The 24,753-nt window shown below is 39.1% G+C and carries 25 protein-coding genes; 9 read left to right on the forward strand and 16 right to left on the reverse strand.

What is annotated here, in order from left to right:
• Window positions 1-180 precede the first annotated feature (180 nt).
• Window positions 181-450 (forward strand): hypothetical protein, encoded by a 270-nt coding sequence (locus FGL90_RS03885; protein WP_010619195.1) that lies wholly within the window; start codon window positions 181-183, stop codon window positions 448-450.
• A gap of 377 nt (window positions 451-827) precedes the next feature.
• On the forward strand, window positions 828-2,204 hold the full coding sequence (gene brnQ, locus FGL90_RS03890) for a branched-chain amino acid transport system II carrier protein (RefSeq protein WP_147656955.1): 1,377 nt from the start codon (window positions 828-830) through the stop codon (window positions 2,202-2,204).
• A gap of 69 nt (window positions 2,205-2,273) precedes the next feature.
• Here the strand turns inward: brnQ and FGL90_RS03895 are convergent, their stop codons facing one another.
• Both FGL90_RS03895 and FGL90_RS03900 read right to left on the reverse strand, forming a co-directional pair.
• Entirely contained in the window at window positions 2,274-3,035 is a 762-nt protein-coding gene (locus FGL90_RS03895; protein ID WP_010619193.1) for an acetoin reductase, read from the reverse strand.
• 234 nt (window positions 3,036-3,269) lie between these two features.
• Window positions 3,270-3,791: a restriction endonuclease subunit S domain-containing protein gene (locus FGL90_RS03900; protein WP_147656956.1), complete on the reverse strand. Its 522-nt coding sequence runs from the start codon at window positions 3,789-3,791 to the stop codon at window positions 3,270-3,272.
• 50 nt (window positions 3,792-3,841) lie between these two features.
• Here FGL90_RS03900 and FGL90_RS03905 point away from each other — a divergent pair, with 50 nt between their 5' ends.
• Window positions 3,842-4,396 (forward strand): restriction endonuclease subunit S, encoded by a 555-nt coding sequence (locus FGL90_RS03905; protein WP_147656958.1) that lies wholly within the window; start codon window positions 3,842-3,844, stop codon window positions 4,394-4,396.
• Here the strand turns inward: FGL90_RS03905 and FGL90_RS03910 are convergent.
• The 4 genes from FGL90_RS03910 to FGL90_RS03925 all read right to left on the reverse strand — a co-directional run bounded on the left by FGL90_RS03910 (window position 4,383) and on the right by FGL90_RS03925 (window position 11,120).
• Window positions 4,383-5,300 carry a site-specific integrase gene (locus FGL90_RS03910; RefSeq protein WP_147656960.1) on the reverse strand — a complete coding sequence of 306 codons (918 nt, stop codon included), beginning with the start codon at window positions 5,298-5,300 and terminating at the stop codon, window positions 4,383-4,385. The two genes, FGL90_RS03905 and FGL90_RS03910, sit on opposite strands and share 14 nt — an antisense overlap.
• Window positions 5,301-5,444: 144 nt before the next feature.
• Complete coding sequence (locus FGL90_RS03915) at window positions 5,445-6,647, reverse strand: restriction endonuclease subunit S (protein WP_147656962.1); 1,203 nt, start codon at window positions 6,645-6,647, stop codon at window positions 5,445-5,447.
• Window positions 6,647-8,236, reverse strand: a complete 1,590-nt coding sequence (locus tag FGL90_RS03920; RefSeq protein ID WP_147656964.1) for a type I restriction-modification system subunit M — start codon at window positions 8,234-8,236, stop codon at window positions 6,647-6,649. Before FGL90_RS03920 ends, FGL90_RS03915 begins: the two co-directional genes overlap by 1 nt.
• Window positions 8,237-8,252: 16 nt before the next feature.
• Window positions 8,253-11,120: a type I restriction endonuclease subunit R gene (locus tag FGL90_RS03925; RefSeq protein ID WP_147656966.1), complete on the reverse strand. Its 2,868-nt coding sequence runs from the start codon at window positions 11,118-11,120 to the stop codon at window positions 8,253-8,255.
• 237 nt (window positions 11,121-11,357) lie between these two features.
• On the opposite strand from FGL90_RS03925, the gene FGL90_RS03930 reads away from it, so the two are divergent.
• Both FGL90_RS03930 and FGL90_RS03935 read left to right on the forward strand, forming a co-directional pair.
• A complete protein-coding gene (locus FGL90_RS03930; RefSeq protein ID WP_147656968.1) occupies window positions 11,358-12,131 on the forward strand; it encodes an SDR family NAD(P)-dependent oxidoreductase in 774 nt (257 codons plus the stop codon).
• A gap of 241 nt (window positions 12,132-12,372) precedes the next feature.
• Window positions 12,373-13,482, forward strand: a complete 1,110-nt coding sequence (locus FGL90_RS03935) for an NAD(P)-dependent alcohol dehydrogenase (RefSeq protein ID WP_147656970.1) — start codon at window positions 12,373-12,375, stop codon at window positions 13,480-13,482.
• Here the strand turns inward: FGL90_RS03935 and FGL90_RS03940 are convergent.
• The 5 genes from FGL90_RS03940 to FGL90_RS03960 all read right to left on the reverse strand — a co-directional run bounded on the left by FGL90_RS03940 (window position 13,479) and on the right by FGL90_RS03960 (window position 17,704).
• Window positions 13,479-14,018: a TetR/AcrR family transcriptional regulator gene (locus tag FGL90_RS03940; protein ID WP_010619178.1), complete on the reverse strand. Its 540-nt coding sequence runs from the start codon at window positions 14,016-14,018 to the stop codon at window positions 13,479-13,481. The genes FGL90_RS03935 and FGL90_RS03940 overlap by 4 nt on opposite strands.
• Window positions 14,019-14,382: 364 nt before the next feature.
• Window positions 14,383-14,862, reverse strand: a complete 480-nt coding sequence (locus tag FGL90_RS03945; RefSeq protein ID WP_010619177.1) for a PTS system mannose/fructose/N-acetylgalactosamine-transporter subunit IIB — start codon at window positions 14,860-14,862, stop codon at window positions 14,383-14,385.
• The gene (locus FGL90_RS03950) at window positions 14,834-15,265 is read right to left on the reverse strand and encodes a PTS sugar transporter subunit IIA (protein WP_010619176.1); all 432 of its coding nucleotides are present in this window, start codon (window positions 15,263-15,265) and stop codon (window positions 14,834-14,836) included. Before FGL90_RS03950 ends, FGL90_RS03945 begins: the two co-directional genes overlap by 29 nt.
• A gap of 28 nt (window positions 15,266-15,293) precedes the next feature.
• Window positions 15,294-16,976 (reverse strand): PTS system mannose/fructose/sorbose family transporter subunit IID, encoded by a 1,683-nt coding sequence (locus FGL90_RS03955; RefSeq protein ID WP_010619175.1) that lies wholly within the window; start codon window positions 16,974-16,976, stop codon window positions 15,294-15,296.
• Window positions 16,977-16,993: 17 nt separating this feature from the next.
• On the reverse strand, window positions 16,994-17,704 hold the full coding sequence (locus FGL90_RS03960) for a transaldolase (protein WP_147656972.1): 711 nt from the start codon (window positions 17,702-17,704) through the stop codon (window positions 16,994-16,996).
• 198 nt (window positions 17,705-17,902) lie between these two features.
• Between FGL90_RS03960 and FGL90_RS03965 the strand changes: the two genes are divergently transcribed.
• Window positions 17,903-18,931, forward strand: coding sequence for a LacI family DNA-binding transcriptional regulator (locus FGL90_RS03965; RefSeq protein WP_147656974.1), 1,029 nt, complete (start codon window positions 17,903-17,905; stop codon window positions 18,929-18,931).
• Between the two features lie 75 nt (window positions 18,932-19,006).
• Here the strand turns inward: FGL90_RS03965 and FGL90_RS03970 are convergent, their stop codons facing one another.
• Window positions 19,007-19,933 carry an IS3 family transposase gene (locus tag FGL90_RS03970; RefSeq protein WP_147656976.1) on the reverse strand — a complete coding sequence of 309 codons (927 nt, stop codon included), beginning with the start codon at window positions 19,931-19,933 and terminating at the stop codon, window positions 19,007-19,009.
• Window positions 19,876-20,364 carry a helix-turn-helix domain-containing protein gene (locus FGL90_RS03975; RefSeq protein WP_033445309.1) on the reverse strand — a complete coding sequence of 163 codons (489 nt, stop codon included), beginning with the start codon at window positions 20,362-20,364 and terminating at the stop codon, window positions 19,876-19,878. The genes FGL90_RS03970 and FGL90_RS03975 overlap by 58 nt, the downstream gene beginning before the upstream one ends.
• A 361-nt stretch (window positions 20,365-20,725) precedes the next feature.
• Between FGL90_RS03975 and FGL90_RS03980 the strand changes: the two genes are divergently transcribed.
• Both FGL90_RS03980 and FGL90_RS03985 read left to right on the forward strand, forming a co-directional pair.
• Window positions 20,726-21,466 (forward strand): glucose 1-dehydrogenase, encoded by a 741-nt coding sequence (locus tag FGL90_RS03980; RefSeq protein ID WP_147656978.1) that lies wholly within the window; start codon window positions 20,726-20,728, stop codon window positions 21,464-21,466.
• A 192-nt stretch (window positions 21,467-21,658) separates the two neighbouring features.
• Window positions 21,659-22,219, forward strand: coding sequence for a DUF1097 domain-containing protein (locus tag FGL90_RS03985; protein ID WP_010619155.1), 561 nt, complete (start codon window positions 21,659-21,661; stop codon window positions 22,217-22,219).
• An 81-nt stretch (window positions 22,220-22,300) separates the two neighbouring features.
• Here FGL90_RS03985 and FGL90_RS03990 read toward each other — a convergent pair whose 3' ends face one another.
• Window positions 22,301-22,726, reverse strand: a complete 426-nt coding sequence (locus FGL90_RS03990) for an N-acetyltransferase (protein WP_010619154.1) — start codon at window positions 22,724-22,726, stop codon at window positions 22,301-22,303.
• Between the two features lie 160 nt (window positions 22,727-22,886).
• Here FGL90_RS03990 and FGL90_RS03995 point away from each other — a divergent pair, with 160 nt between their 5' ends.
• Window positions 22,887-23,288, forward strand: a complete 402-nt coding sequence (locus FGL90_RS03995; RefSeq protein ID WP_147656979.1) for a type II toxin-antitoxin system HicB family antitoxin — start codon at window positions 22,887-22,889, stop codon at window positions 23,286-23,288.
• 76 nt (window positions 23,289-23,364) lie between these two features.
• Here the strand turns inward: FGL90_RS03995 and FGL90_RS04000 are convergent, their stop codons facing one another.
• Together FGL90_RS04000 and FGL90_RS04005 are read right to left on the reverse strand one after the other, a co-directional pair.
• Window positions 23,365-23,850, reverse strand: a complete 486-nt coding sequence (locus tag FGL90_RS04000; protein ID WP_029327485.1) for a hypothetical protein — start codon at window positions 23,848-23,850, stop codon at window positions 23,365-23,367.
• A gap of 183 nt (window positions 23,851-24,033) precedes the next feature.
• Window positions 24,034-24,729, reverse strand: a complete 696-nt coding sequence (locus tag FGL90_RS04005; protein WP_010619151.1) for a response regulator transcription factor — start codon at window positions 24,727-24,729, stop codon at window positions 24,034-24,036.
• Window positions 24,730-24,753 lie beyond the last annotated feature (24 nt).

Genomic DNA, 24,753 nt, shown 5'->3' on the forward strand with positions numbered 1-24,753 from the left:
GTAACACATTTGTCTTACATTTCTTGATAAACCACCTGCAAGTCCATCATTTTTTAAATTCGTTATTTATCTAGAATTATAATTAAATTTCTTACTCCTTAAAGAATCCTAAATGCGGTTGTCTCAGCCGCCAAACTCCGATATGATTGATTAAAGCATAGGAAAATGAGGAAAATTAAGATGGCATCTGATGCAGAAAAAAGTAACGAAGAGTTAGCCAGGCGATTAGTTCACGGAAATCACGGATTTTCAGCCGGGTTCAGTTCCAATCTTGCGCGTAAAGAATTGACCAAGCGCGCAGAGTCTGGGGATACGGAAGCTGAACGACTTTTAAATGAATTCGACATGAAATGGGAACAAGAAGAAGCCCAACGTAAGCAAAATTTGAAGGAATATCTCGAACATTCCGATCCAGCACCCATTACCTTCAAATTTACGTTGAAGAAATAAATTCTCATTTGACATTCAGTTTCATCCGTTCTACAATGACAATCATTAGATATAAATGAGAAAACCGTGTGGAAGTTTTCATGGAGTATGAACTAGCGAATTTTTAGAAAGTGCTTGGCGCTGCGAAGGCACATTTCCTAGTTTTGAAAGATGAAGATGAGCGGCATCATCGTAAAGATGATGATGGTTGCACCCAATATCGTGCCAGTGTATCACCTATTTTTGACGAAAAATAAGGCGTACATGGTAAGATGAGTTTTGTGAAAAGCTCGTAAATTAAGGTGGTAACGCGTGTAAACGTCCTTTGGATTATTAATCCAAGGGGCGTTTTTTTATTTCTCATTTAAAAATATAGAATCTGAAAGGAAGCTCTAAAAATGGAACAAACTCGTAAATTTACCTGGAAAGAACTTATTGTCGTTGCTTCAATGCTCTTTGGAATGTATTTTGGTGCTTCTAACTTAACGTTCCCCGTCCAAATTGGTCAGCAATCAGGTTCAGCATTTATTTCTTCAATTATTGGCTTCATTATTACCGGAACAATTTTGCCACTCCTCGGCGTTGCCGCAATCGCCATCACCAGAACGCATGGTGTCTTCGAATTAGCGCAACCCATTGGCAAAACGTACGCTTTAATTTTTACCGTTATTTTGTACATCGCCATCGGCCCCGCTTTTGCCACGCCACGGACCGCAACTGTTCCATTTGAATTTGGAATTGCAACTCATGTTAGTGCAGCCTCAGCCCCATTTTGGCTCCTCATCTATTCAGCTTGTTTCTTCACGGCTGTCATCTTTCTTTCACTCAATCGACATAAAGTCGTTGACTATGTGGGCCGCTATTTAAACCCCGCCTTCATCATCATGGTCGTGATCTTAATTGCCGTTGCCATCTTCAAGCCAATGGGCACCACCGCTGGTCAAGCAGTTACTGGCGCTTGGCGAAGTGGTTCTACAACAAACGGAATCATTCAAGGTTATCAAACGATGGACGCCCTTGCTTCCGTTGAATTTGGAATCGTCGTTATCACAGCTATCAAAGCCCTCGGCGTCAAAAAGGAATCCACTGTCGCTCATTTGACCGTTAAAGCCGGAATCATTGCGGCAAGTGCTATGGCCGTTATCTATACTGGCTTGGCATACATTGGTGCCACCAGCCTGGGCCATTTCAAAATTGCTGCCGATGGTGGGATTGCCCTTGGCCAAATCACCCAGTTCTTCTTTGGTAACGCTGGCGTCTACATCCTCGCAATCATGGCAACCATCACCTGTTTGACGACTGCCGTTGGGGTGACCACCTCGTTTGCTACAGCGTTCAGTGGGCTCTTCCCCAAGTTTGGCTACAAAACCTATGTAATCGCCGTTTCGATCATTTCATTTGGCGTTTCTAACTTCGGTTTTGCAACGATTATTGCGATTGCCATGCCATTCTTGATGTTCATTTACCCACTATGTATTACGTTGATTCTGCTTTCTCTAGCATCACCCCTATTCCATCGTGCCAGAGTTGTTTACATTTGCACGACCATTTTCACCATTGTGCCAGCCCTTATCGATGGCCTGAATGCGGGTCCTGCCTTTATCGCAAAGTCAGCCTTTGTCCAAGCCCTTACTGGATTTGAGAGCAAATATGTGCCATTCTTCGCGCAAGGATTTGCATGGCTTGTGCCAGCAATCATTGGATTCGTGATTGGAATTGGTGTGTATGAGGTGAAGAGAGTGAGAGTGGGTAAGACGGTGAGTGAGACGGAATAGAAGAATAACTTACACAAAAATGGTTATCTACTGTAAATTGTAGATAACCATTTTTTGATTCACTTTACTCTATGCAAAATTAATTCCACCATCAACCATAATTGATTGACCCGTAATGTAATCTGATTTCTTATCAGCAAGGAATGATACTAAATTAGCAACATCGGCTGGTTGTTCACCACGGCCTAATGCAATTCCATCGATATATTTCTGTAAGGTATCACCCAACGGAACATCGTAAATTTTTGCCATTTCAGCATCAATTTGATCCCACATTGGCGTCAATACGATTCCAGGGCAATAGGCATTTACAGTAATTTGATCCTTTGCCAACTCTTTTGCAGCAGCTTGTGTTAGACCACGTACAGCAAATTTCGTAGCTGAGTAAATTCCCAATAATTCAAATCCTTCATGACCTGCAATTGAGCAAGCATTGATAATTTTGCCACCATTGCCTTGTTTCTTAAATTGAGTAGCCGCTGCCTGAATTCCATAAATATCACCGTTAACATTAATTTGGAAAATTTTATTAATATCTTCCTCAGAGGCATCAATAACTGCTCCAATTTCTGCGATACCAGCGTTATTCACCATGACGTCTAGTTGACCAAAGTCTTTCACAACAGCGTCTACTAAATCGAACACAGCCTGTTTCTTAGCTACGTCAACATAGTAGCCCTTTGCGCCACCACCAATTTCAGCAGCGACTTTTTCAGCATTCCCCTGATTTAAGTCAGCAACCGCTACAGTTAATCCATCTGAAGCAAGTTGTTTCGCGATACCCTCGCCGATACCTTGTCCGCCACCGGTTACAATTGCAATTCTTGTCATGATGAAAGCCTCCTGAAAGTGATTAATTATTTTTGTAAGCGCTTTAAATATACTATATAGAAGATTAAGAAACAATATGTTTGGAAAAATGTACTATGAGAATAAGAAAAAGCGCTCAATCAGAAAATTGAGCGCTTAATTAGTTACTATAAATGTGCCAACATTTAAATTTTTAAAAAAAATGATAAACATAGTGAAATCTTTTTCTATATAATCGGAGATTACTATAATTCATTACTTATACTTTAACCCCACATTCAGATTGTTCATTTTATAGCAAAAATGCTTACTTTGATTGGCAGCGATAAGGTAATCAAAAGAAATCAGTAACTCGCTAATTTTTTTCTGCTCAGAAACGATTGGCGCAAAAAAATCAATTTGTTTAAGCTGGGGATACTTTAAGTTCCAAGTATCTGAAGTTAATCCTTGAGAATATTTTTGAAAAACATTCAACTGTTTTCTTCTTTTAAAACTATAGCCAAAAAATCTAGAATCAACGTTAACCTGTGGAATTAGTACTGTATACGCTGGACTTAGAATTCCGTCGAATTGCGAGACCCCGCTTGCGCCTTGCCACATTCGCATGGAATTATATGCTATATCGTTGATTTTAACTTGTTTATAATTTGACTTATCCCTACTGGAATTATCTTTTCTTTTGATCGATTTTGCTTCCACAACACCATCGTTTATGGTTACCGATATTAAATTACCAATTGCAGCTCTTGTATTCCTTTCTAAAAAGTATTTTCCCAACTTACGCTGTTCCCAAACATACGTAAAATAACCCTTGGGAACAGCGTAAGTTGGAGAATATTGCTTTAGAAACCTATGGTGGGGGTACACCCACTACAAAAAAGAAAGACTTTTGGGATGGAGATATTCCTTGGATTCAAAGTTCAAATTTGAGGGTTGATAATCTATATAGTGTAGAACCTGGAGGATTTGTAACTCAAGATGCTATACAGCAATCAGCAGCAAAGATCATACCTAAAAATTCGATAGCCATAGTAACCAGAGTTGGAGTAGGTAAAGCTGCATTAATACCGTATAATTATTCGACTAGTCAGGATTTTTTATCTTTAAGTGGATTGAAGGTCGATATATTTTTTGCGATTTATAATATTTATCGACATTTACAGCAACTAACTCAAAACTTGCAGGGTACCTCGATTAAAGGAATCACCAAAAAAGAATTATTAAATACCAAAACGTTAATTCCTAATAATCAAAGAGAGCAGAAATTAATTGGCCAATACTTTAAAGTCTTAGATACCCTTATCGCTGCCAATCAACGTCAGCAAAAAGCCATGATTCGCTTAAGAATCATGGCATATAATGCAGAACTTATACTAAACTAGCCAGATGTTTCATGACTTTATCGTTATCCTGATTTTCTAATTCTTGAATAATGTGTAAATAGGTTTGCTGGGTGGTCGTCATATTGGAATGCCCCAGTCGTCTCGCCACTGAAGCAATACTTACGCCGGCATAGAGCAATAAAGACGCATGCGTATGTCGCAATCCATGCACTGAAATTACCGGAATATTAGCTTTCTTGCAAAGTCGTTCCAAGTAATGATTAACAGTATCATTGTAAACCTTACTTTTGACGAAAATAGGCTGATCCTCAGGCAGATTCTTTGCTAACTGAGAAAATTGAATCACAGTTTGCCAGTCTAATTGCACTTTCCTTACCGAAGAGTGGTTTTTAGTTGGTGCAAATCCAGACATCGCAGACTTGTAATTCCACGTTTTACTAATATTAAGATATTGATGAGCAAAGTCAAAATCCTTTGGTGTCACAGCAAGTGCTTCAGAGAATCTCAAGCCGGTCTTTGCTATCAACAAAATAAAATAGTCCCAATTAACGCCTTCGTCTAGTACTAGTGTATTTAATAGTCCTTGAACCTCATGCTGATTCAGAAATTTTGTCTTATGTTGTCGATGCCGCGTCCCTTTGATTATGGCTTTCCGGGTAGGATCCCGATCAATTAAGTCCTCTTCCAGGGCATCAATTAACGAGCTCTTTAGATGCCGGTGAAAATCCATTACCGTTTGACGCTCATGTGTTTCAGCATAATCATTCAGTAGCTGTTGGTAAGTTAGCCTCGTGAGCTCACTCATCTTTAAATCAGGGGCTAATGAAATGAGCTGTTTATGTGTCATTTCATATTTCTGGTAGGTAACTTCCCGTACTGCATCAAGCTTGTAGAGCTGCATCCACTGAAAAAAATATTTGTGTAGCTTAATCTCTTGTGTCATAACGACACCTCCATAAAAAATTAGGAAGCCGTTAAACAGCTTCCTAATTAAAGAATACAGATTAATATTTTTTCTACCCTTGATAAGAATCCAAAAATTGCATTTCACTCATCAGCAGCGTAAATGGTTCAAATATATCTAAAACTAAACGAACATATTTTGCATGAGCCATTTTTTCATTTCTTTTAGCTGATCTACCTTATCCTGATTGGCAGCGATAAGGTTTTCTAAATTTAGTAATATTTTACTGATCCCTTTTTGCTCTGTATAATCAGGAAGGAAAAATGCAAATCTCCCTAAATTCGAAAACGTAATTCCAAACACTTTCATACCAGTTCCTACTTTGTATCCGTAATGCTTAAACTTTCTAGATTTTAATAAATAATAAATGTATCGACCATCAGTTTTATCTGGTCGTAGGGCAATAGTATGCAGTCCAGACACAATTCGATTAATTGGATTTGTAGTAATAATCGCTGGCTCAGCAATACCCTCATAATCTTCAGAAGCATCAGCAACGATAATATCAAATTGCTGTAGTTGTTCATAGTCACCAGGAATAATGTTAGGCAATTTATTTTCATCTCTGACATCTTGGGCTACCCCTGTATGAATATCTCCATAATGAATATACTTAGTTCCAGTTTGTTCATATGTTTCATTACTTCTTGATAATGAATAAGATTTAACTCTTACGGTTACCTCGCTCAGCTTACGCTGTTCCCAAGGGTCAGTAAATCCTGAAAAACGCCATTGTTGGTCAAAAATCTTTAGCATAAGTAGCTTTTTTACTTCTTTTAGCTGATCAAGCTTATCCTGATTGGCAGCGATAAGGTGATCAAAAGAATTAAGTAGCTCGCTAATTTTTTTCTGCTCAGAAACGCTTGGCGCAAAAAAATCAATTTGTTTAAGCTGGGGATACTTTAAGTTCCAAGTATCTGAAGTTAATCCTTGAGAATATTTTTGAAAAACATTCAACTGTTTTCTTCTTTTAAAACTATAGCCAAAAAATCTAGAATCAACGTTAACCTGTGGAATTAGTACTGTATACGCTGGACTTAGAATTCCGTCGAATTGCGAGACCCCGCTTGCGCCTTGCCACATTCGCATGGAATTATATGCTATATCGTTGATTTTAACTTGTTTATAATTTGACTTATCCCTACTGGAATTATCTTTTCTTTTGATCGATTTTGCTTCCACAACACCATCGTTTATGGTTACCGATATTAAATTACCAATTGCAGCTCTTGTATTCCTTTCTAAAAAGTATTTTCCCAACTTACGCTGTTCCCAAGGGTCAGTAAAACCCTTAAATCTCACTTTTGGCTGATTTTCATCATTCATTATTTGAACAACTCCTTCAACTTCGTAAGCTGCTGTTGAGCGTCAGCATCTGGGCTCACTAAATCAGCCAGCATCCCTTTAAACTCAGCCTCTAGCTGTCCAATTTGTTGGTCAGTTTTCTGCATATCTGCACTTAATTTATCAACATCTACTGGTGGTTCTTCTTCAAACGTATCTACATAACGGGGAATGTTTAAGTTAAATTCATTCTCTTTGATTTCATCTAAAGCGGCTTTGTGCGCATATTTTTCAACATCTTCGCGTTTTTTGTATGTAGCCACAATTTTGTCAGTCTGCTGATCAGTTAAATTATTCTGATTCTTGCCCTTTTCAAAATCGTTCGAAGCATCAATAAAGAAAACATCGCTGTTAGTACGATTCTTTTTGAATACCAGAACGATTGTAGGAATAGAAGTCCCATAGAATAGGTTTGCTGGTAATCCGATAACAGCATCAAGCACATTATCATTTTCAATCATGTACTGGCGAATTTTGCCTTCAGCCGCGCCACGGAATAGAACACCATGAGGTAATACAACTGCCATTGAGCCATCGTTATTCAAGTGATAAAGCATATGCTCAACAAAGGCAAAGTCGGCCTTAGATTTAGGCGCCGTTTTGCCATACTTTCTAAAGCGTTCATCATCCAGCTTACCGTCTGGATTCCAGTTAGCGGAATAAGGCGGGTTAGCAACCACCGCATCAAACATTTTTTCTGGAAAACGGTCATCTTCCAGAGTGTCCCCTTGTTGCATATCAAATCGAGTATAACTAACACCATGCATCAACATGTTCATTCGAGCCAAGTTATAGGTAGTTCCATTTAATTCTTGACCGTAGTAGTTAGCTACTTTGGTATAGTCTCCAACCCGAAGAAGTAATGATCCGGATCCCATGGTTGGATCATAAACACTGCGAATTTCATCCCGACCCAAAGTCACTAATCTAGATAATAATTTTGAAACTTGTTGGGGGGTGTAGAATTCTCCAGCCTTTTTGCCAGCAGAAGCAGCAAATTGAGAAATCAAATATTCATACGCATCCCCCAAAACATCAATTTCCATGTCATCATCTGAAAACGGGATATCTGCTAAGTTAAGCATGACTTTCGCCATCAACTCACTACGTTTGGCAACCGTATTACCTAATCGCGATGACGATAAATCCATGTCTTCAAACAAGCCGCGGAAATCGTCCTCAGATTCGTAACCAATAGTTGAATTTTGAACTTCATTTACGGCGGTTTGCAACTGTTCAATATCAAAGTTTCCAGCCTTGATGGCCTCAATTAACGTACTAAAAAGAAACTTAGGCTCTATGAAGAACCCAATTGTTTGTGTCACTTCTTTTTCTAGATCAGCTTTCAAACTTTCATCAGCATATGCCTGTGCAAAAGTTAAATTATCATTCTCCAATAGGGAGTTTGCGTAGCTTTGAACTCGATCAGATAGGAACCGATAAAAGATTAAACCAAGTATATAGTTTCTAAATTCGCTTGCATCCATGTTTCCCCGTAGATCATTAGCAATTGACCAAAGCTGCTTTTGTAGATCAGCTTGTTGCGTTTGTGCATTATTTGATTCAGACATTCATTAGTTCCCCACTTTAGGCCATCGTAAACCGATCAATTGTATCGAGTACGAATGATTTTATTTTTTGTTTTAAATTAATTTTTTCCTTAAATCCATAACCAGCGTCATTCAAGACGTTAGTTACTTCTTTCGAGTTTGTGTGACCGTAAAAATTGTAGTTCTCCATTTGCTCGTTTACAAAGTTGCTTGGCACATTGTTCTCTTCAGCAAACTTATAAATTTCCTCGGTACGCTTTTTAGCAAGATACTTGTTTAATTCAGTACCAACATTAGCATCCGAAGAAAGCGTTGGTACTACCTCATCCAAGAATGCTGCTAAAAGATCAGCCTTAGATTTCAGCTCAGGACCATCTGCATTTCCCAACAAACGTTTAATTTTGTTTCTATCTGCATCCGTATTAGCCTTTGAATCTAAGTTGATTGTTTTAATTAAGTTAACAATGTATTGCACATCAATCTTATCTGTTTCAAGTAACGTAATCTCAAAGTCAATATCATCTAAAATTGAAGCATTGTCTCCTTTATCATGCTTATCTTCAATATGATGATAAGCATCATAGTATTTACCTCGATATGATTCCATGTCCTGTTGAGTAAAGACTTTTGCAAAATTTTCCCACTTAAATTCATCATAAACTTGAATCTTATTTTGAACCCGCAGCACTTCTCTAAACGCTAGGACAAATTTCTCCAACGCGTCATCCCCAAGATTGAATAGCTGATCCACATCTGCTGGTTTAGGCGTTATTTCATGAAGATCGCTTATCGCATCCGCGTACTGCCCCGCCAGTTCATCATAGCTTGGCACAAAGAACTTTTCTTTTGAGCCAGCCGAGAATAGCTTAACAGCCTCATCAGTTGCTTCTTTATTATTTCTATAAGAAACGATATTTCCAAATGGCTTCGTTTCTTTTTCAATCCGATTAGTCCGCGAGAAAGCTTGAATAAGGCCTTGATATCTTAGTTTCTTATCAACGTAGAGGGTCGATAATTTTGGTGAATCAAAACCGGTCAAGAACATATTAACAACAATTAAAACATCAATATTTTCATCTGGTGTTTGATCGCTGTGTTCCTTCATTCGTTTGGAAACATCTGCAAAATAATCTGAGAAGTGGTCCGTACTAAATGAGGTTCCATAGGTATCGTTATAGTCATCTACTACTTTATCTAACCCACGGCGCGAGCTGGTAATGTCTTTGTCCTGCTTCTCTTCAGCATCATCTTCATTTGGTTGCCAAGTAAAAATTGTCGTTACTTTAAGCCGATGTTCAGGGTCCAGCTCACGAAAGAGCTCGTAATACTGTAATGCAAACTTAGTGTCAGGAACCGTCAAGATAGCATTATACTTTCGTTTTTTTGTAATTTGATCATGATTCAGTAAAATATGCTGCACAATTAGTTTCAGTCGGTCTTCACTTTCAAAGACTTCCCTGGTATCAATTCCAGGAACCTTCTCATCGTCAGCCTGAATCGCTTTCCCCTTAAACGTGCTGATATACTGAATGCTGAATCCAAGCACATTTCCGTCCCGAATCGCATCTTTAATCAAATATTGATGAAGTTCTTTATCGTATAGGGTTTTAGTTGTGCGCCCATCAGCGCCCACATTCTCAGCAAATATAGGCGTTCCAGTAAAGCCAAAATGTTCAGCATTTTTAAACCATTGATTAATATTTTTACGCATTTCGCCAAACTGACTTCGATGAGCTTCATCTTCAATGAAGATTACGCGTTTATCATGGTAAGGCGTTAAGACATTTTTATACCTATCACCAGTGACCGCATTATTTAATTTTTGAATGGTCGTAATGATTAATTGTGAGTCATTCGACTTCAATTGCTTAACCAAACTGTACGTATTATTAGTACGATCTAAAGCTGGTTCATTGCTGACTGATCTTGGTAAATATGAGTTAAAATTCTTAGCTGTTTGCAGGTCTAAATCCGTACGGTCAATCATAAAGATGACTTTGGTTGCGTCAGTATTTCGGGCCAATAGTTGACTCGATTTGAACGAGGTAATTGTCTTACCTGATCCAGTCGTATGCCAAATATAACCATTTTCATCTGGATGCGTCTGTGCTTGTTCCAAAATTGCTTCTGCCGCATAAACTTGATAAGGGCGCATAATGAGCATTCGCCCATTTGAATGATCAAAAATTGTATATTTCGCAATTAAACTATGTAATCTTCTTGGTTCAAAGAATGACGCCGTAAATGCATCGATATCATTTAACCAATTATTCTTTTCATCCGTCCAATAGAACATAAAATTAGAATTTAATTTCCCGTCTCCATTGGCGAAATAACGCGTATTTCCGCCATTTGAAACAACAAAAAGTTGAACGAATCGAAATAGATTTCTAAATGATTCATCACGATAGCGAATAATCTGGTGGAAGGCTTGCGTAAAATCAACACCACGACGTTTAAGTTCCACTTGGACCACTGGCAATCCATTAATCAAAACAGTCACATCATATCTATTTTCGTGAGCGCCTATTATTGTTATTTGATGGGTTACTTCATAAATGTTGTTTTCCCAATCATGACCATCAAATATTTCTAAATACAAGGTAGAGTTATCGTCTCGTTGAATATTGATTTTACCGTAAGGCTGCACATCTGAACCGCGCAGCTCTTCGGCAATTTCGTATAGTGTTCTTGAGCCCACCATTTCATTAATAACCCGGTTAAATTCAGAATCAGTGAGCGCTTCACCATTCAAGTTTTTGCTGTTTCGTTGATTGAGCACTTCTCTAAAATGCAAAATCAATGAATTTTCGTCGCGAATATTGACCGTCTTGTAGCCAATAGCGTTCAAACGGCGTATGAATTTAATTTCTAATTGTTCTTCGGATTCGTAATCATTTGCCATTTCCCCATACTCCTCAAATAATCTCATTATGTTGGTAAGCTTATTTTCACTGACAACGATAGTGTTTATATATAGGTAATATTAGCATGATATGGAGCTGATTTGAAGCGTTCACAGATTTGAATGCAACTTTAGAACTAAAAATGTGGTCAAAAATATGTCAACTTAGTTTTAAAATATGTTATTCCTATTTTTTGTGATAGACTGAGCTTTAATAAACCGTATGGAGGCGTTTACATGAAAACATTTCCTTTATTAGAAGACAAAGTTGCTATTATTACTGGTGCTGCAAAAGGTATGGGAGAAGCTACCGCAAAACTCTTTGCTGAAGCAAAAGCAAAAGTAATTGTCGCAGATTTAGACGACGATTTAGGCCAAAAAGTTGCTGATGAAATCAACGCAGCTGGAAATACGGCCACTTACGTTCATACAAATATTTCAGATAGTAAACAAGTACAAGCACTCATAAAGTCAACAGTTGATACTTATGGAAAATTAGATGTAGCAATAAATAATGCCGCTCTAATGCCTGACAATGCACCCGTTACAGAATTTGACGAAGACTATTGGGATAAGTTAATTGCTGTTGACCTTAAGGGAACTGCTCTCTGCTTGAAGTACGAGCTTCAGCAGATGATTAAGCAAGGAAACGGTGGATCAATTGTTAATATTTCCTCTGTATCTGGCTTCCGACCACAACCAAATAATCTAATTTATGTCGCAGCCAAGCACGGCGTTCGTGGCATGACCAAGGTTGCTGCTCTAGAGAACGGAAAGTACAACATTAGAGTTAATAGTTTAGCACCCGGGGCGATTGATACGCCAATGCTGCACGACTCTTTGAAACTAACTGGTCAAGATCCTAAAGAATTGGCAAATGCACTAAGCGAACTCGGACGATTTGGTGATCCACGTGAGATTGCTCAAGGTAGTCTATATCTTGCTTCAGATATGGCATCATATGTGACAGGAACAACACTTGCAGTTGACGCAGGATTTACAAATATGTAATCCTCAAATACTAAAAACGGATCAATTCTTCCTGAATTGGTCCGTTTTTCATGAGAGATATTAGTTATTGAGAAGACATTATCTACGTTACTCAGTAATCTGCATTAGTATTGCCATATTCAGTTTCAAACCTGAGATTCGATTTTGAAATCGTTTACAAATCCCCCAATCTGTCCAGTAACTTCACTTAAATCTTTCATATAATATACCTGTGAATAATTTATCAAAGTGAGGGATAACTATGAAAATTAAAGCAGCAGTTTCACTCGTTCAAGATGATCCACTGGTTATGAAGACGGTGGATTTAGATGATCATTTAAACGGACACGAAGTTTTAATCAAAACAGTTGGTAGTGGTATTTGTGGCGCGGATATTTCTGAAACCCACGGAGGACCTACTGGATACGCCCCTATTCCAATGATTATGGGTCATGAGGGTTCTGGGATTGTTGAAAAAGTTGGTAGTGATGTCGATGAATTCGTTCCCGGCGATCACGTCGTTGTTTCGTATGCGAGTTGTGGCACCTGTAAACAATGTGTTGAGGGTCGCCCATATGCCTGCGAACGGATGAATGAGCTTAATTTCGAAGGTAAGGATATGGATGGCGGTACCCGCTATTCACTAGAGGGCAAACCACTTAGCTCCTTCTTCCAAGCTTCCTCATTTGGCGACCATATGAAAGCTTTAGACCGGAACGTTGTTAAAGTAGATAAGGATGTCGATTTAACAATTCTTGGACCATTAGGATGTGGCCTGCAAACTGGATCTGGCACAGTTTTGAATTCCTTAAAACCTGCTCCGGGTGAAGGAATCATCATCTTTGGTACAGGTACAGTTGGCTTAGCAGCCATCATGGGTGCCAAAGTAGCTCACTGTGATCCAATCATCGCCGTTGATGTGTTTGATAGTCGTTTGGAAATGGCTAAAGAACTTGGCGCAACTCACGTAATTAATAGTAAAAATATTCCGGATGTGCCAACCGAAGTTCAAAAGATTGCCAAAGGTGGCGTCGAATATGGTGTCGTTTCAGCTGGCGTCAACGGTTTGGCTGAACAAGCTGTTCGTTCAGTTGGAATCCATGGCGAAGTTGCCATTGTTGGTGGCGCTATTGAAGGCAAATTCAACATGGCAATGGATTTCTTGGTTCCCGCCAAAACGGTCAAAGGTGTTCTTCAGGGAGACTCACTTCCAAAGATTTACATCCCCCGTTTAATCAATTTATACAAACAGGGACTATTCCCATTTGATAAACTCGTTAAATTCTATGATTTCGATGACATCAATCAAGCGATGGAAGATTCCTCGAATGGCAAGGTCGTCAAACCAATTCTGAAGATTGCTGAAGTTTAATTAAATAAATCTCGTCCATAATTTGTGATGGTCAGAAAAGTGCTGATAGCCTCCTTTTCTGGCCATTTTTTGTATTCGTCAATTAGGGTAAATTTCAAGAAACTAAAAGTAGCCCCAGCTAAGGTGCTGGAGATGAGTGGCGCATTTATTTTCGAAGTGTGGCTAAGTTGCATGATCCTAATGTTAAAATCACGTAAAATTGTCATAAACTCATTGTCCAACTTTGCCCAAATTAAAAGTCGAAATAAATCCATGTGCCCTAACCATCCCTGATAAAGCGTGGTGACCAATCTTTCGCCGTTGAAATCGGGTGCTTTTGCAAATTGCTCAAAGAAATTATCCACGTACCCTTGGACGGGAATTAAAATGATGCTTTCTAAATTTGCATAATGGTTATAAAAGGTTTGGCGCGAAATATGTGCCGCTTCAGCAATATCAGTGACCGTCAAGCCTTGAAAAGAAGCCCCATTTTGCATATAGGTCAGTAATGCCTCGTAGATTAATTGTTGCGTTTGGTTCGTCCGCTTATCGCTCATGTGAATCCCCCTAGATTCTTAGTGAAAACAATCTGATTATTTCTAATTAAAGAGGATTGTGGGTGGTAGGTCAAGGGGGGGTGAAGGTGGGGATAAATTAATTGGTGGTAATAAGTGCTGAATACCTACACAAATGGGTTAGTTAATATGCACCACTACTTGACATCATACTTGAACGTTGAACTATCTAGCATCACAACTGATAAAAGCAAAAATCAGTAAATGGCATATCTCCGAATGATTTTCGGAGGTATGCCATTCTAGAAAATATATAGTAATTTCAAGACTACTTTCATTTAAAATTTCTTAAAGAAAACGAAAGTATAGTACTTATACGATTCAATTTTATTCTAAAACAGATTCGTTATTTACCTTCCAACAAATCCTTCATCTCAACCTTGTCATTTTGCGGCATAATTTGAATAAAGACATGGACGCTTTTATCAATGAGATGCTTGAAAGATTCATTTTCCTCTGTGTTTGTTGAAATAGTATGGTAAATTCGTTCGCGATCATCCTTTGCGCCCATACCACCCAAATTGATTTCGCCAATATCTATGCCATTATCCACCAAATACTCGAGTGTTTGGGGCACCTTCACTAAGATAATGGTTGGCGCCTCCAATGGCTGTGACAAAAATTTCACGGCGTCTTCTTTATTAAAGACACCAATCGCCATATTTTCAGGAATCGCATTCTCCAAAACATTGATCATAAAGTCATCTTTTGCAACGCCATCATCGATGACTAAAACTTGTTCAGCGTGTGTCACACGACTCCAAGCAGTCATGATTTGTCCGTGAATAAGTCGATCATCAATCCTTGTTAAGACTAAGTTTTGCATGCTTTTTCCCTCCATTTTCTGAAAGATTAATTAATTCAATGCCTGCATTCAGTGGATCCAACGCAATCTTCGATAATTCCGCTACCGATGATTCTTCTGTCCTCATCGTCAGCACGCTGATGAGCATGGGTAAATTCATCCCTGTAATCAAGTCAAATGAATACTTGCTCTTTAGGAATCCGGCAGTATTATAGGGTGTTCCACCTTTTAGATCAATAAAGACCATCGTTTCGCCCCTTAATGCTACCAGTGCTTCATCAACCTTATCGCGATAATCATCAGGAGACTGCCCTGCGTGAAGTTGCAACGCCTGAATATTCTTTTGTGGACCAGCAATCATTTCCAGACTAGCTAATAGCCCTTCACAAAATGGTCCGTGACTTAATAGTAATATATTAACCATACTGTACCTTCCAATCTATGCTGCCTGACTACTTAACGATTCCTAAGATGTTTAAGTAGGAGAACAGGATCCCAATAATAAAGATTCCGATTATAATCCATGTTGGGTTTACTTTTTTAGCAACGAGCCACCATATTAGTAATGTTACACCCAAAGGAATGAGACCTGGCGCTAATGTGTTCAGGATTGACTGTAGTTTCATTGTACTCTTGCCAATTTCCCAAACTAATGGTGTCTTAACTGCGACTCTAGTAGCTGCCATGGCACCAACAACCATCAAGCCAACAATACTAAAGGCATTCGTCACCTTATCAATAACACCATTCTTTAAAATAGTAACAACTGAGCTCTTACCTTTTCTATAACCATACATAAAGAGTAGATACCCAATCACATAGATCACTAGTTCAAAAATGACAGTAAATAGAACTGGTCCTAAATAGTTACCTGCCAACGCCATAGAAGCCCCGACACTAGCTAAAATTGGGAAGAAAATACCTTGTTGAACGGTATCGCCAATTCCAGCTGCTGGTCCCATAAGACCTGTACGGACACCATTGATATCATCAGCAGAAACATCTTGATCATTTGCTCTTGCTTCTTCCATTGAAAGAGCAACACCATGAATGATTGGCCCAACCATGTGTGGCTCAGTGTTAAAGAAGACCATGTATTTCTTCAACTCTTCAGCTTGTCTCTGTGGATCCTTATAAAGTTTACGAATTGGATGAATCATCATGTTTGTGAGACCCAGCGCTTGTAACCGCTCGTAATTGTAGGCAGCTTCATCGGATTGCTCCCAAAGCCACGTTTTAACGAGATCGCCCTTGCTCAACTTGTGCTGATAGTCGGCGGGATCAATCGTTGCTTCAGCCGTGTCTACCGTTGCAGTGGATTGACTAACGCTATCTGTCTCGCCCGTTCGGTTATCTAATGTTAATCGACGAACCTTCTTAGTCTTTGGCTTTTCTTCACTATTCTTATGATTTGTTTGACTAACAAAGATCAAGAATGCGATGGCAGCTGAGAAAATGGCGATTGCCATGATATCTAGTTTCAGATAAACGGCTAAGAAAAATCCAATAATGAAAAATGCATTGAGACTTCGTTTGCCCAGATAATTGAGCAACATTGCAATACCTAATGCAGGCATCAAACCACCGACAACTTCTAGTGCCGTTGTTAGGTTTTGCGGAATTGCATCAATTAAGGCAGTTGCCCAACTCTTACCAAACAAGACTAAGCAAAACGCTGGAATTCCGTAAACAACCAGTGCGACTATGAATGATGGCAAATAATTGAGCCAGCGAATTGCTTTAACATTTCCGTTCTCGAGTGCCTTATCAGCACGGTGAACCCAGAACGAATTAAGTGTTTGATAGATTTGAACCATTAATAATCCAAGTAAGCTAAATGGAATTGCAAAAGTAACTGCTAAGGCTGGCTTGGCACCTGATAAAATAGTCAGTGCAGTTCCGTATATACCGGCAACCATTGTATTACTAGGCATGACACCACCAGCATTAATCCAGCCTAGGTAAACTAGCTGAATATTGGCACCAGCGAGCATTCCTAACATCGGATGTCCCATAAATATACCAACTAACACACCCGTTGTTAACGGATAGGTCATACATCTTGTAATAGGTGCAAAGAACCACCATTGAGAAATTAGTGCAAGTAATCCTACCAAAATTGCAGATAATAACATTAGTAACCCCCCTTTTATTAAAGAATTGAAAATCCTAAAGCTTCAACATCATTGTGGAATCCTTGAACCGTTTCCAACGATAGCTGTTTAGGATCCTTCCCGACCATTGATAACTTTTTAAGGACTGCATTTGTAACTGTAATAATATCGACACCAATTTCTTGTGCCTGAAAAATATTGAGAACCTCTCGACAACTGGCCCAAAGTAATTCGGCTTCAGGCGTTTGAGTTGTAAGAGCCACGGCTTGTTTCATGAGTGGAATAGGATCAATTCCTGTATCAGCAACACGACCTGCAAATACAGAGATAATATTATGCGTGCCTTGTTGCAGTACTTTCACGACCGAAGCCACCTGCTCTATCGTCAAAATTGCCGTAATATTTATTTGAACACCACTTTTTGATAACTTCTCGATTAGCGGAATTGATGACTCGCCCTTACTGTTCGTTATTGGTATCTTCACAAAAACATTGTCCCCCAGTTTGGCTAGCTTTTTAGCCTCTTCCTCCATCACTTCAAAATCATCAGAGAATACTTCGAATGACAGCGGCAAGCCATTTACAGCTGCTAGTGCATCTTTTGCAAATTGAACATAGTCCGTAATTCCAGCCTTTTTCATTAACGAAGGATTGGTGGTGAAGCCAGCCACATCCCATTTATCTCGTGCTTCTAGCATTCCATCAACGGATGCGCCGTCAGCATATACAGCAATTTTGAATTTAGACATAATAACACCTTCCATTTTTATTTGCGTAAACGTTACCGCAACGAGTATACTAAACGTGAGGCTTTCAAAAATATACAGCAATTGATAATTATCTGATGAAACCGTCTCCAGATGCGGTAACGTTTACGCAGTATTTCAAGGTCAATTAAACACCTTCTTTTCAGGAATGTCAACGCTTACATTAAGGATGGATCACATATGGGAAATTTTAAAAAAAATATTTCAATCAAAGATGTTGCTAGAATAAGTGGGGTTTCTGTCGCCACGGTTTCCAGAATCATCAATAATACCGGTAGATTCTCGAAAGAAACTCAAGAAAAAGTTAACAAAGTGATTAAGGAACTTGGTTATGGCCCCAATAAATTAGCCGTTAGCCTTCGGTCGCACATGTCCCATTCCGTTGGCATCTTAGTACCAGATATTACCAATGAATTTTATGCTGCCATCGTGAAAAAATGTGAGAGTCTACTATTCGAAAGCAATTTTTCGAGTATCATTTGTAATACAGAACGTAGCTCAGTTCGGGAAAAAGCTTATCTGCAGATGCTAATGGAACACCGAGTTGATGGCCTCATTATCATTTCCAGTAATATTAGCGGGGAATCTCTCGTTTCACAAAATTTAATTCCTACAATTTATATAGATCGAGAACCTGATAATAAAAATCGATTAATCATTTCTTCGGCTCACTATGAGGGTGGTCTTTTAGCAACTAACTTTCTGCTAAAGCAAAATCTGAGTCCTTTCTTAGTCATGACGAAAACAAAGTCATCATCAACTTTGGCACGTGTTCGTGCGTTTAAGGACGCTTTAAGGAAAGCTAAAATTAAAAATATCGATTCGCGGATATTATCTTTAAACATCACTTCCGATAATTTTATTGCTAGAAACATGGAATTAAATCAATTCATTAAAAATGCGATCAGCTCACCTGGAGTTCCTGGTGTGTTTGGTATTAACGATCACGTTGCTTATATGGTGATCAAATCCGCAAATGAACTTGGAATAAAAGTTCCGAATCAACTCAGTGTCATTGGCTTCGATGGAACTTATTTTTCAGACGTTTCCTCACCAAAGATTACCACGATTGTGCAGAACACTGATATTCTTGCAAAAAAAGCTTGCGATAGCTTGCTGAATTTGATTAGTAATACAACTAGCAAAGAAGCCCAATCAGGCGTGATTGAAGTCCCTGTGCATCTTGTAATAAAGGAAAGCACCATTTGATCTTTTATTTTTTCCAAATCATCAATTGAGAAAAAAGGACTAGTTTGAAGTGAACCCCAAATATTGGAGTTAATTTTAAGCACTGAATTGGTTGGAAAGATTTCGGTATTGAACCGGGGTCTTTCCAGCCAATTTTGTTCTAATTCTCTTATTGTTGTAATAGTCCACATATTTGGTAATGCCGATTTTAAGCTCTTCGTAAGAGGCATAATGATTATTATGCACTGTTCCAACTTTTAGAATATGGAAAAAACTTTCAACAACGGCATTATCCAGGCATGTCGCTTTGCGACTCATACTTTGGATGATGTGGTTTTCTTTTAGCTTTGAAACATAGCTACGATTCTGATATTGAAATCCCTGATCTGAATGAATCAGCATCTTATATGGTAGTTGTGGCTTTGATTTGATTAAATCTTTCAATGGAGTTGTAACAAAATCCACATTTGGGCTAAGCCCAAAGTTCCAAGACAATATCTCATTACTAAATAAATCCACAAAAGCGGTGAAGTAAGCTCGTTCATTAGTGGAACCGGTTCCCCATCTTAATTCAGTAACATCGGTGACTACTTTTTGATAAGGTCGATTCGTATTGAATCTACGCTTTAATTTATTCTTAGCTAGTTTGCCCACAGTTCCTCTATATGAGTTATACTTCCTGGTTTTCCTATCAAAGGCATGACAGAGAACGTTGTTCTGCTTCATGATTTTGAGTACGACCTTATGATTAATTCTCTTGCCTCTATTTTTTAATTCGGCAGTTACAGTGCGATAGCCAAAGTCAGGATTATCCAAGCTAATCTGGAGAATTTCAGCTACTAATTTGTGCGGATATTTAGAGTCATCTTTACGCCCAAGGGCGTAGTGAAAGCTACTACTAGCCATATTAATAACTTTGAGGATAAAGCTTAGTTGTTCGTTTAATTCTCGCCTCAGCTCAGTAACTATTTGCGCTTTTTCTTGGTTTGTAAGTCTTTCTTCTTCTGAGCCAAGGCGTGTAATTTTTCCAGATAAGCCACCCGAACCCTTAACACACGATTTTCTTCTTCTAGCTGTTCTTTAGATTTCTTTTCTACATCCTTATTGGACATTAATTTCGACCGCCTTTGATCAATATTGAGGCGTCCTTCTTTAAAAGCTTTTTCCCATTGCCAGATTACAGCTGGATGCTTGATTTTAAACTGCTTCGCAGTTTCAGGATAAGAGGCTCTTTGATTGAAACGCCATTTAATTACTTTCATTTTAAACGAATAATCAAAGTAAGTCTTGGTCTGTTTGTCTTGGAAACTCTCCACACCAAACTGATTAAAATGACGTTTCCACTCATATATAGTCGCAGACCCTTTAATTCCGTACTTTTTATTGATATAGCTTGGTGGAAGGCCCTGTGCTAATTCTAGAATAGCCTGTAATTTTATTTTTTTTGAAAACATAATAAAACCGGTTCTATACTTTTTCCTGTTGATGGATTGCCAGAGTGGTAATCTATTAACAGGAAAAAGTATAGAACCTTAATAAATAGAGGATCTGAATTCCAGATGGGAATTCGGGTCCTCTGTTTAATTTATGCCTACTTTCATTGCTTTCATCAATATTCTTTCACTCTAATACTTAAACAAATGAATACGACGTGTCTTTATTCATCTCGTAACCAATATTCATGACAACCTTCCTCACTTTGGTCAACAATTTTAAACTATTGCAAGCGTTTACATTATTACTCTATAAGCTTATACTTTGATTAGACAGAAGTTCGATTCTAATCTTCTGCTTAACCAAATTGGAGGTTTTATTATGGGTCGTCTTGATGGAAAAGTTGCAGTTATTACCGGCGGTGTTAAGGGCTTTGGTTTAGCAAGTGCTAAAGTATTTATCCGCGAAGGAGCAAAGGTTGTTATCACAGATGTCGATGAAAAAGGTAGTGCCGATGCTTTAAAAGAGCTCGGAAATGAAAATGCTATCTTCGTCAAACAGGACGTTTCCAAAGAGGCTGAATGGGAACCCGTTTTCGCCGCAGCTGAGGAAAAATTTGGGACTGTCGATGTTTTGCTGAACAATGCTGGAATTCTATTCTTCGATGATGCAGAACACGTCACCCTCGATGAATGGCATAAAATTCTCTCTGTCGACTTAGATGGTGTCATGCTTGGTGTCCAAACTGCTATCAAGCACATGAAGAAAAATGGTGGTTCTATCGTTAATATCTCTTCAATCGCCGGATTAATAGGAATCCCAAATCTCTATGCCTACAATGCTGCAAAAGGTGGCGTTCGCATGTTAACGAAATCTGCAGCTTTGTATTGTGCAGAGAAGAAATATGCCATTCGAGTGAATTCAATTCACCCCGCATATGCTCATACGCCAATGGTTGATGCCTACCCTGAAAAGCTCAAAGAATTGGAGAGTTTGCATCCAATGGGCCGACTCGGAAGTGCTGAGGAAATAGCGAATATGGCACTATTCCTTGCTTCAGATGAATCATCATTCTCAACTGGAGCTGAGTTTGTCACAGATGGTGGCTATACTGCTCAATAAACAAATATAGGAAATGGCGACTAACTTCACATTCATCTGCACGTCAAACAATGAAAATTCTTAGCTTTGCCTTCAAAACTTAATCCCAATCCAGTGGTACCTCCCGCGATTATACGGTATACTAGTTCAGCATAGGCGCTTCATTTGTACCTGTGCACACTATTAGGATGATTCATAAGAAGGAGCACATACATGAAAGTTTCGAAACAATCTTTGTTTGATAGCATCAGTATCGGCCTATTCACCCTGATTTACAGCATCGTTATGAGCGGGTTTTCACTTTGGATGGGTGCTAGTGCATTCGTTGCGGTTGCCTACTTTTTCGGTGTCGGTTTTCCAAAGGACCAAGTTTGGAACATTATCGCAAGCTTCGCCACCGGAATCGTCTGGGGCTTGATTGCTTACAGTCTGCTACAATTGCCTGGCATGGATCAAACTTGGCCTACCGCCATCATTCTTGGCATCATGACGTTCCTGGCAATCATTCTGCAGGGATCCATCATGAAATTCACCATCGTTCCTGCCTGGTTTGTCAGCTGGGGAACCTTCATGCTGATCGTATCCAACGTCAAATTCGACAGCATGCCACTTTTCATGGTGCAGCTTTTTGCGACAATGTTGCTGGGTGTTTTCCTCATTGGTTACGGCTCTGATGCACTGAATAAAGTACTATATCGTTTCTTTCCTGAAGATAAGAAAATTTCAGAAGTAAAACTAGATGAAATTGATGAACTCGGTGATATCGAGGATTAACCAAAACTCAACTAAAAATCATAACTATTTTAACTAAAACTGCCTGCCTCAAAAAATCTGAGGACAGGCAGTTTTTTCTATTCATTTTGCTTTCCACTCCATCTCAACTTCCCTTTGACTCGTTTTCTCATCCATGTCTTCATTAATTACTTTGAACCCTTCTCGCTCATAAAATGCCACCGCTCGTTCATTCTGCCGATAAGCGTGCAAAGTTAGCTCATGATGAATTTCCTTTGCGTAATCGAGCAGCTGCTTGCCAACTCCTTTGGACCGTACTTTTTTATCAACAAAGATACCTGCGATGTACGTGTCCATTATCCCGATGAATCCGATCAGTTTGTCATCATCGATGTAGACATAAACGTCAGCTTTGGGGAACATCGTCTTTACCAAATCGTAGTTGCCCTCCCAGTAACTAACCGGAATAAAATTGTGCGCATCAATGTTGGACTGCAACCAAATTTGCATCACTTGGTCGAGCTCGTTTGCGTTCATTTTTCTGATCATCTCGTATCACCTCTATTAAAATTATAGCAGATGAACTTGGTTATTTAGTTTGAGTTGAATAGTGGCGTTGATACACGTTCTTAATACGTGTATCATGCAGTTAAAGAATTAAATCTCGCTAGACACCTAATTCATAAACACCAACTAAGGAGGTAACCCCATGTCTGACTTAATTTTAACTTATTCCGTTTTGATTAAAGAAGATTCAAAAGACTCAAAAGTTCCCTATCTCGTCTACATCCCTGCATTTGACGGCTATACTCAAGGCACCTCCATTGCCGATGCAATCGGGATGGCCAGGGACTTCATCGGTTTACAAGCAATCGATTATCTTAATGAGCACCGGGAATTGCCAGCAGAAGATATTCACGGCTTTGACTCACCGGATGGCATCAACACCATCGTGGATATCAATGTCGATCAATATCGTCGTCGCCACGATACCAAAGTGGTTAAGAAAACCCTCACCATCCCCAATTATTTGAATGAGTTAGGGATGGAACAAAAGCTTAATTTTTCGAAAGTTCTAACGGAAGCGTTGAAGCAAAAATTAAACATCTAACACAAAGTCCCCAGCCATTTCATCAATGGCTAGGGACTTCATTTTTCATTAATTTATGCTAATTGTATCCATTTTTTTAATAGTCATTCGTATTATACTTCATCGCATTTGCCAGGCTGGCCCACGATTCCTCGTGTTGATGGCCCTCAAGATCCTTTGAAAGGAGCACCCGATAGCCATGCTTCATAGCGGGTTTACTCATGTTAGTTGCCCCGCTTGCCTTACCACCAAGCTGATTCGAATACAGACGGTAGTAGCCCCGTTTCTTTTTCAAGCCAAAGTGAAAGGAATCTTTAGGTGACGTGTTTGAATAGGAAATTTCATCCAATTTATTGGGCTTGAATTGATACTCTCCATGGTGATTAGAAACCGTTCCCGTACGCACTGCGTAGGAATGATCCGTAAACGTCGTTCGAATGACGGTCCCATCACTCATCTTCTGATACCAAGACCCTTGAAGTGATTTAGGTGGCATCGTCTTTTTTGTATGGACGTTGCTTGCGATTCCCAGCGATAGTACAACCAAAATTAGGGCTGTCGCACCCACAATCTTTAATTTCACAATAATTCCTCCAAAGTACGTGTGATTAATGATAGTTTCCATTTTACACCTAGCGTCAATTTGAGACAAAATAGATTCCGACCGTTGCAAGTAGAAAGCCTAAGCAACCGCAAACCAAATAAGCGATTACCCTCAAATGGAGTAGTCGCTTATTTTTGTGAATGATTAAGATCAGTCAAACGCTTACATTTGTTGACTCATCTTAACTTCGTTTGGGACCGCTTTGTACCCCAGTCCACGCACCGTTGCAATGTGAAAACAATCAACATCGGCCAGTTTCTCCCGAATCTTTGTCATGTAAACATCAACCGTTCGAATCGTGGTCTCGGTGTTGGCTTCCCAAAACTCATCCATTAATTGCTCTCTGGTAAAGATTCGTTTGGGATAGGAAAGGAGCTTAAAAACGAGATTAAACTCCCGCACTGTCAGCTCAATCGGTTCCCCATCGTTATAGGCCATGTGCTCATCCATATCCAAAACAAATTTACCCATGGTCACCCGTTGATTTTCATCAATCTTGGCTCGCCGAAACAGTGCCCCAATGTGCAGCAGCATTTCCTCAAAATTGATAGGTTTGGTCATGTAGTCGTCAATTCCAGCTTCATATCCAAGCTGTTTTGATTCAAGATCATCACGATCGGAAATCAACATAATGGGAATATCCGTATTTAATTTTCGAACACTTTCAACAAACTCAAAACCGTCAATTCCTGGTATCGTCATATCTGAAATAACTAAATCAAACTGATTAACATACATTAAATCGTACGCCTTATTGGCATCCGGTGCTCCCTTGACATCGAACCCATGACGTTTCAGAAATTGACAAGCCCCCTCGCTAAAATCCTGATTGTCCTCTACTACAAGTATTTTTAACATATTATCGTCCCCCTCGACAATTTC

The organism is Secundilactobacillus malefermentans, assembly GCF_008033155.1.
Lineage (GTDB): Bacteria > Bacillota > Bacilli > Lactobacillales > Lactobacillaceae > Secundilactobacillus > Secundilactobacillus malefermentans.

Bases quoted from the DNA above. Each gene is read 5' to 3' on its own strand.
- FGL90_RS03885 (WP_010619195.1), top strand. From the start codon at position 181: ATGGCATCTGATGCAGAAAAAAGTAACGAAGAGTTAGCCAGGCGATTA.
- brnQ (WP_147656955.1), top strand. From the start codon at position 828: ATGGAACAAACTCGTAAATTTACCTGGAAAGAACTTATTGTCGTTGCT.
- FGL90_RS03895 (WP_010619193.1), bottom strand. From the start codon at position 3,035: ATGACAAGAATTGCAATTGTAACCGGTGGCGGACAAGGTATCGGCGAG.
- FGL90_RS03910 (WP_147656960.1), bottom strand. From the start codon at position 5,300: ATGACACAAGAGATTAAGCTACACAAATATTTTTTTCAGTGGATGCAG.
- FGL90_RS03915 (WP_147656962.1), bottom strand. From the start codon at position 6,647: ATGAATGATGAAAATCAGCCAAAAGTGAGATTTAAGGGTTTTACTGAC.
- FGL90_RS03920 (WP_147656964.1), bottom strand. From the start codon at position 8,236: ATGTCTGAATCAAATAATGCACAAACGCAACAAGCTGATCTACAAAAG.
- FGL90_RS03925 (WP_147656966.1), bottom strand. From the start codon at position 11,120: ATGGCAAATGATTACGAATCCGAAGAACAATTAGAAATTAAATTCATA.
- FGL90_RS03930 (WP_147656968.1), top strand. From the start codon at position 11,358: ATGAAAACATTTCCTTTATTAGAAGACAAAGTTGCTATTATTACTGGT.
- FGL90_RS03935 (WP_147656970.1), top strand. From the start codon at position 12,373: ATGAAAATTAAAGCAGCAGTTTCACTCGTTCAAGATGATCCACTGGTT.
- FGL90_RS03940 (WP_010619178.1), bottom strand. From the start codon at position 14,018: ATGAGCGATAAGCGGACGAACCAAACGCAACAATTAATCTACGAGGCA.
- FGL90_RS03945 (WP_010619177.1), bottom strand. From the start codon at position 14,862: ATGCAAAACTTAGTCTTAACAAGGATTGATGATCGACTTATTCACGGA.
- FGL90_RS03950 (WP_010619176.1), bottom strand. From the start codon at position 15,265: ATGGTTAATATATTACTATTAAGTCACGGACCATTTTGTGAAGGGCTA.
- FGL90_RS03955 (WP_010619175.1), bottom strand. From the start codon at position 16,976: ATGTTATTATCTGCAATTTTGGTAGGATTACTTGCACTAATTTCTCAA.
- FGL90_RS03960 (WP_147656972.1), bottom strand. From the start codon at position 17,704: ATGTCTAAATTCAAAATTGCTGTATATGCTGACGGCGCATCCGTTGAT.
- FGL90_RS03965 (WP_147656974.1), top strand. From the start codon at position 17,903: ATGGGAAATTTTAAAAAAAATATTTCAATCAAAGATGTTGCTAGAATA.
- FGL90_RS03975 (WP_033445309.1), bottom strand. From the start codon at position 20,364: ATGTTTTCAAAAAAAATAAAATTACAGGCTATTCTAGAATTAGCACAG.
- FGL90_RS03980 (WP_147656978.1), top strand. From the start codon at position 20,726: ATGGGTCGTCTTGATGGAAAAGTTGCAGTTATTACCGGCGGTGTTAAG.
- FGL90_RS03985 (WP_010619155.1), top strand. From the start codon at position 21,659: ATGAAAGTTTCGAAACAATCTTTGTTTGATAGCATCAGTATCGGCCTA.
- FGL90_RS03990 (WP_010619154.1), bottom strand. From the start codon at position 22,726: ATGATCAGAAAAATGAACGCAAACGAGCTCGACCAAGTGATGCAAATT.
- FGL90_RS03995 (WP_147656979.1), top strand. From the start codon at position 22,887: ATGTCTGACTTAATTTTAACTTATTCCGTTTTGATTAAAGAAGATTCA.
- FGL90_RS04005 (WP_010619151.1), bottom strand. From the start codon at position 24,729: ATGTTAAAAATACTTGTAGTAGAGGACAATCAGGATTTTAGCGAGGGG.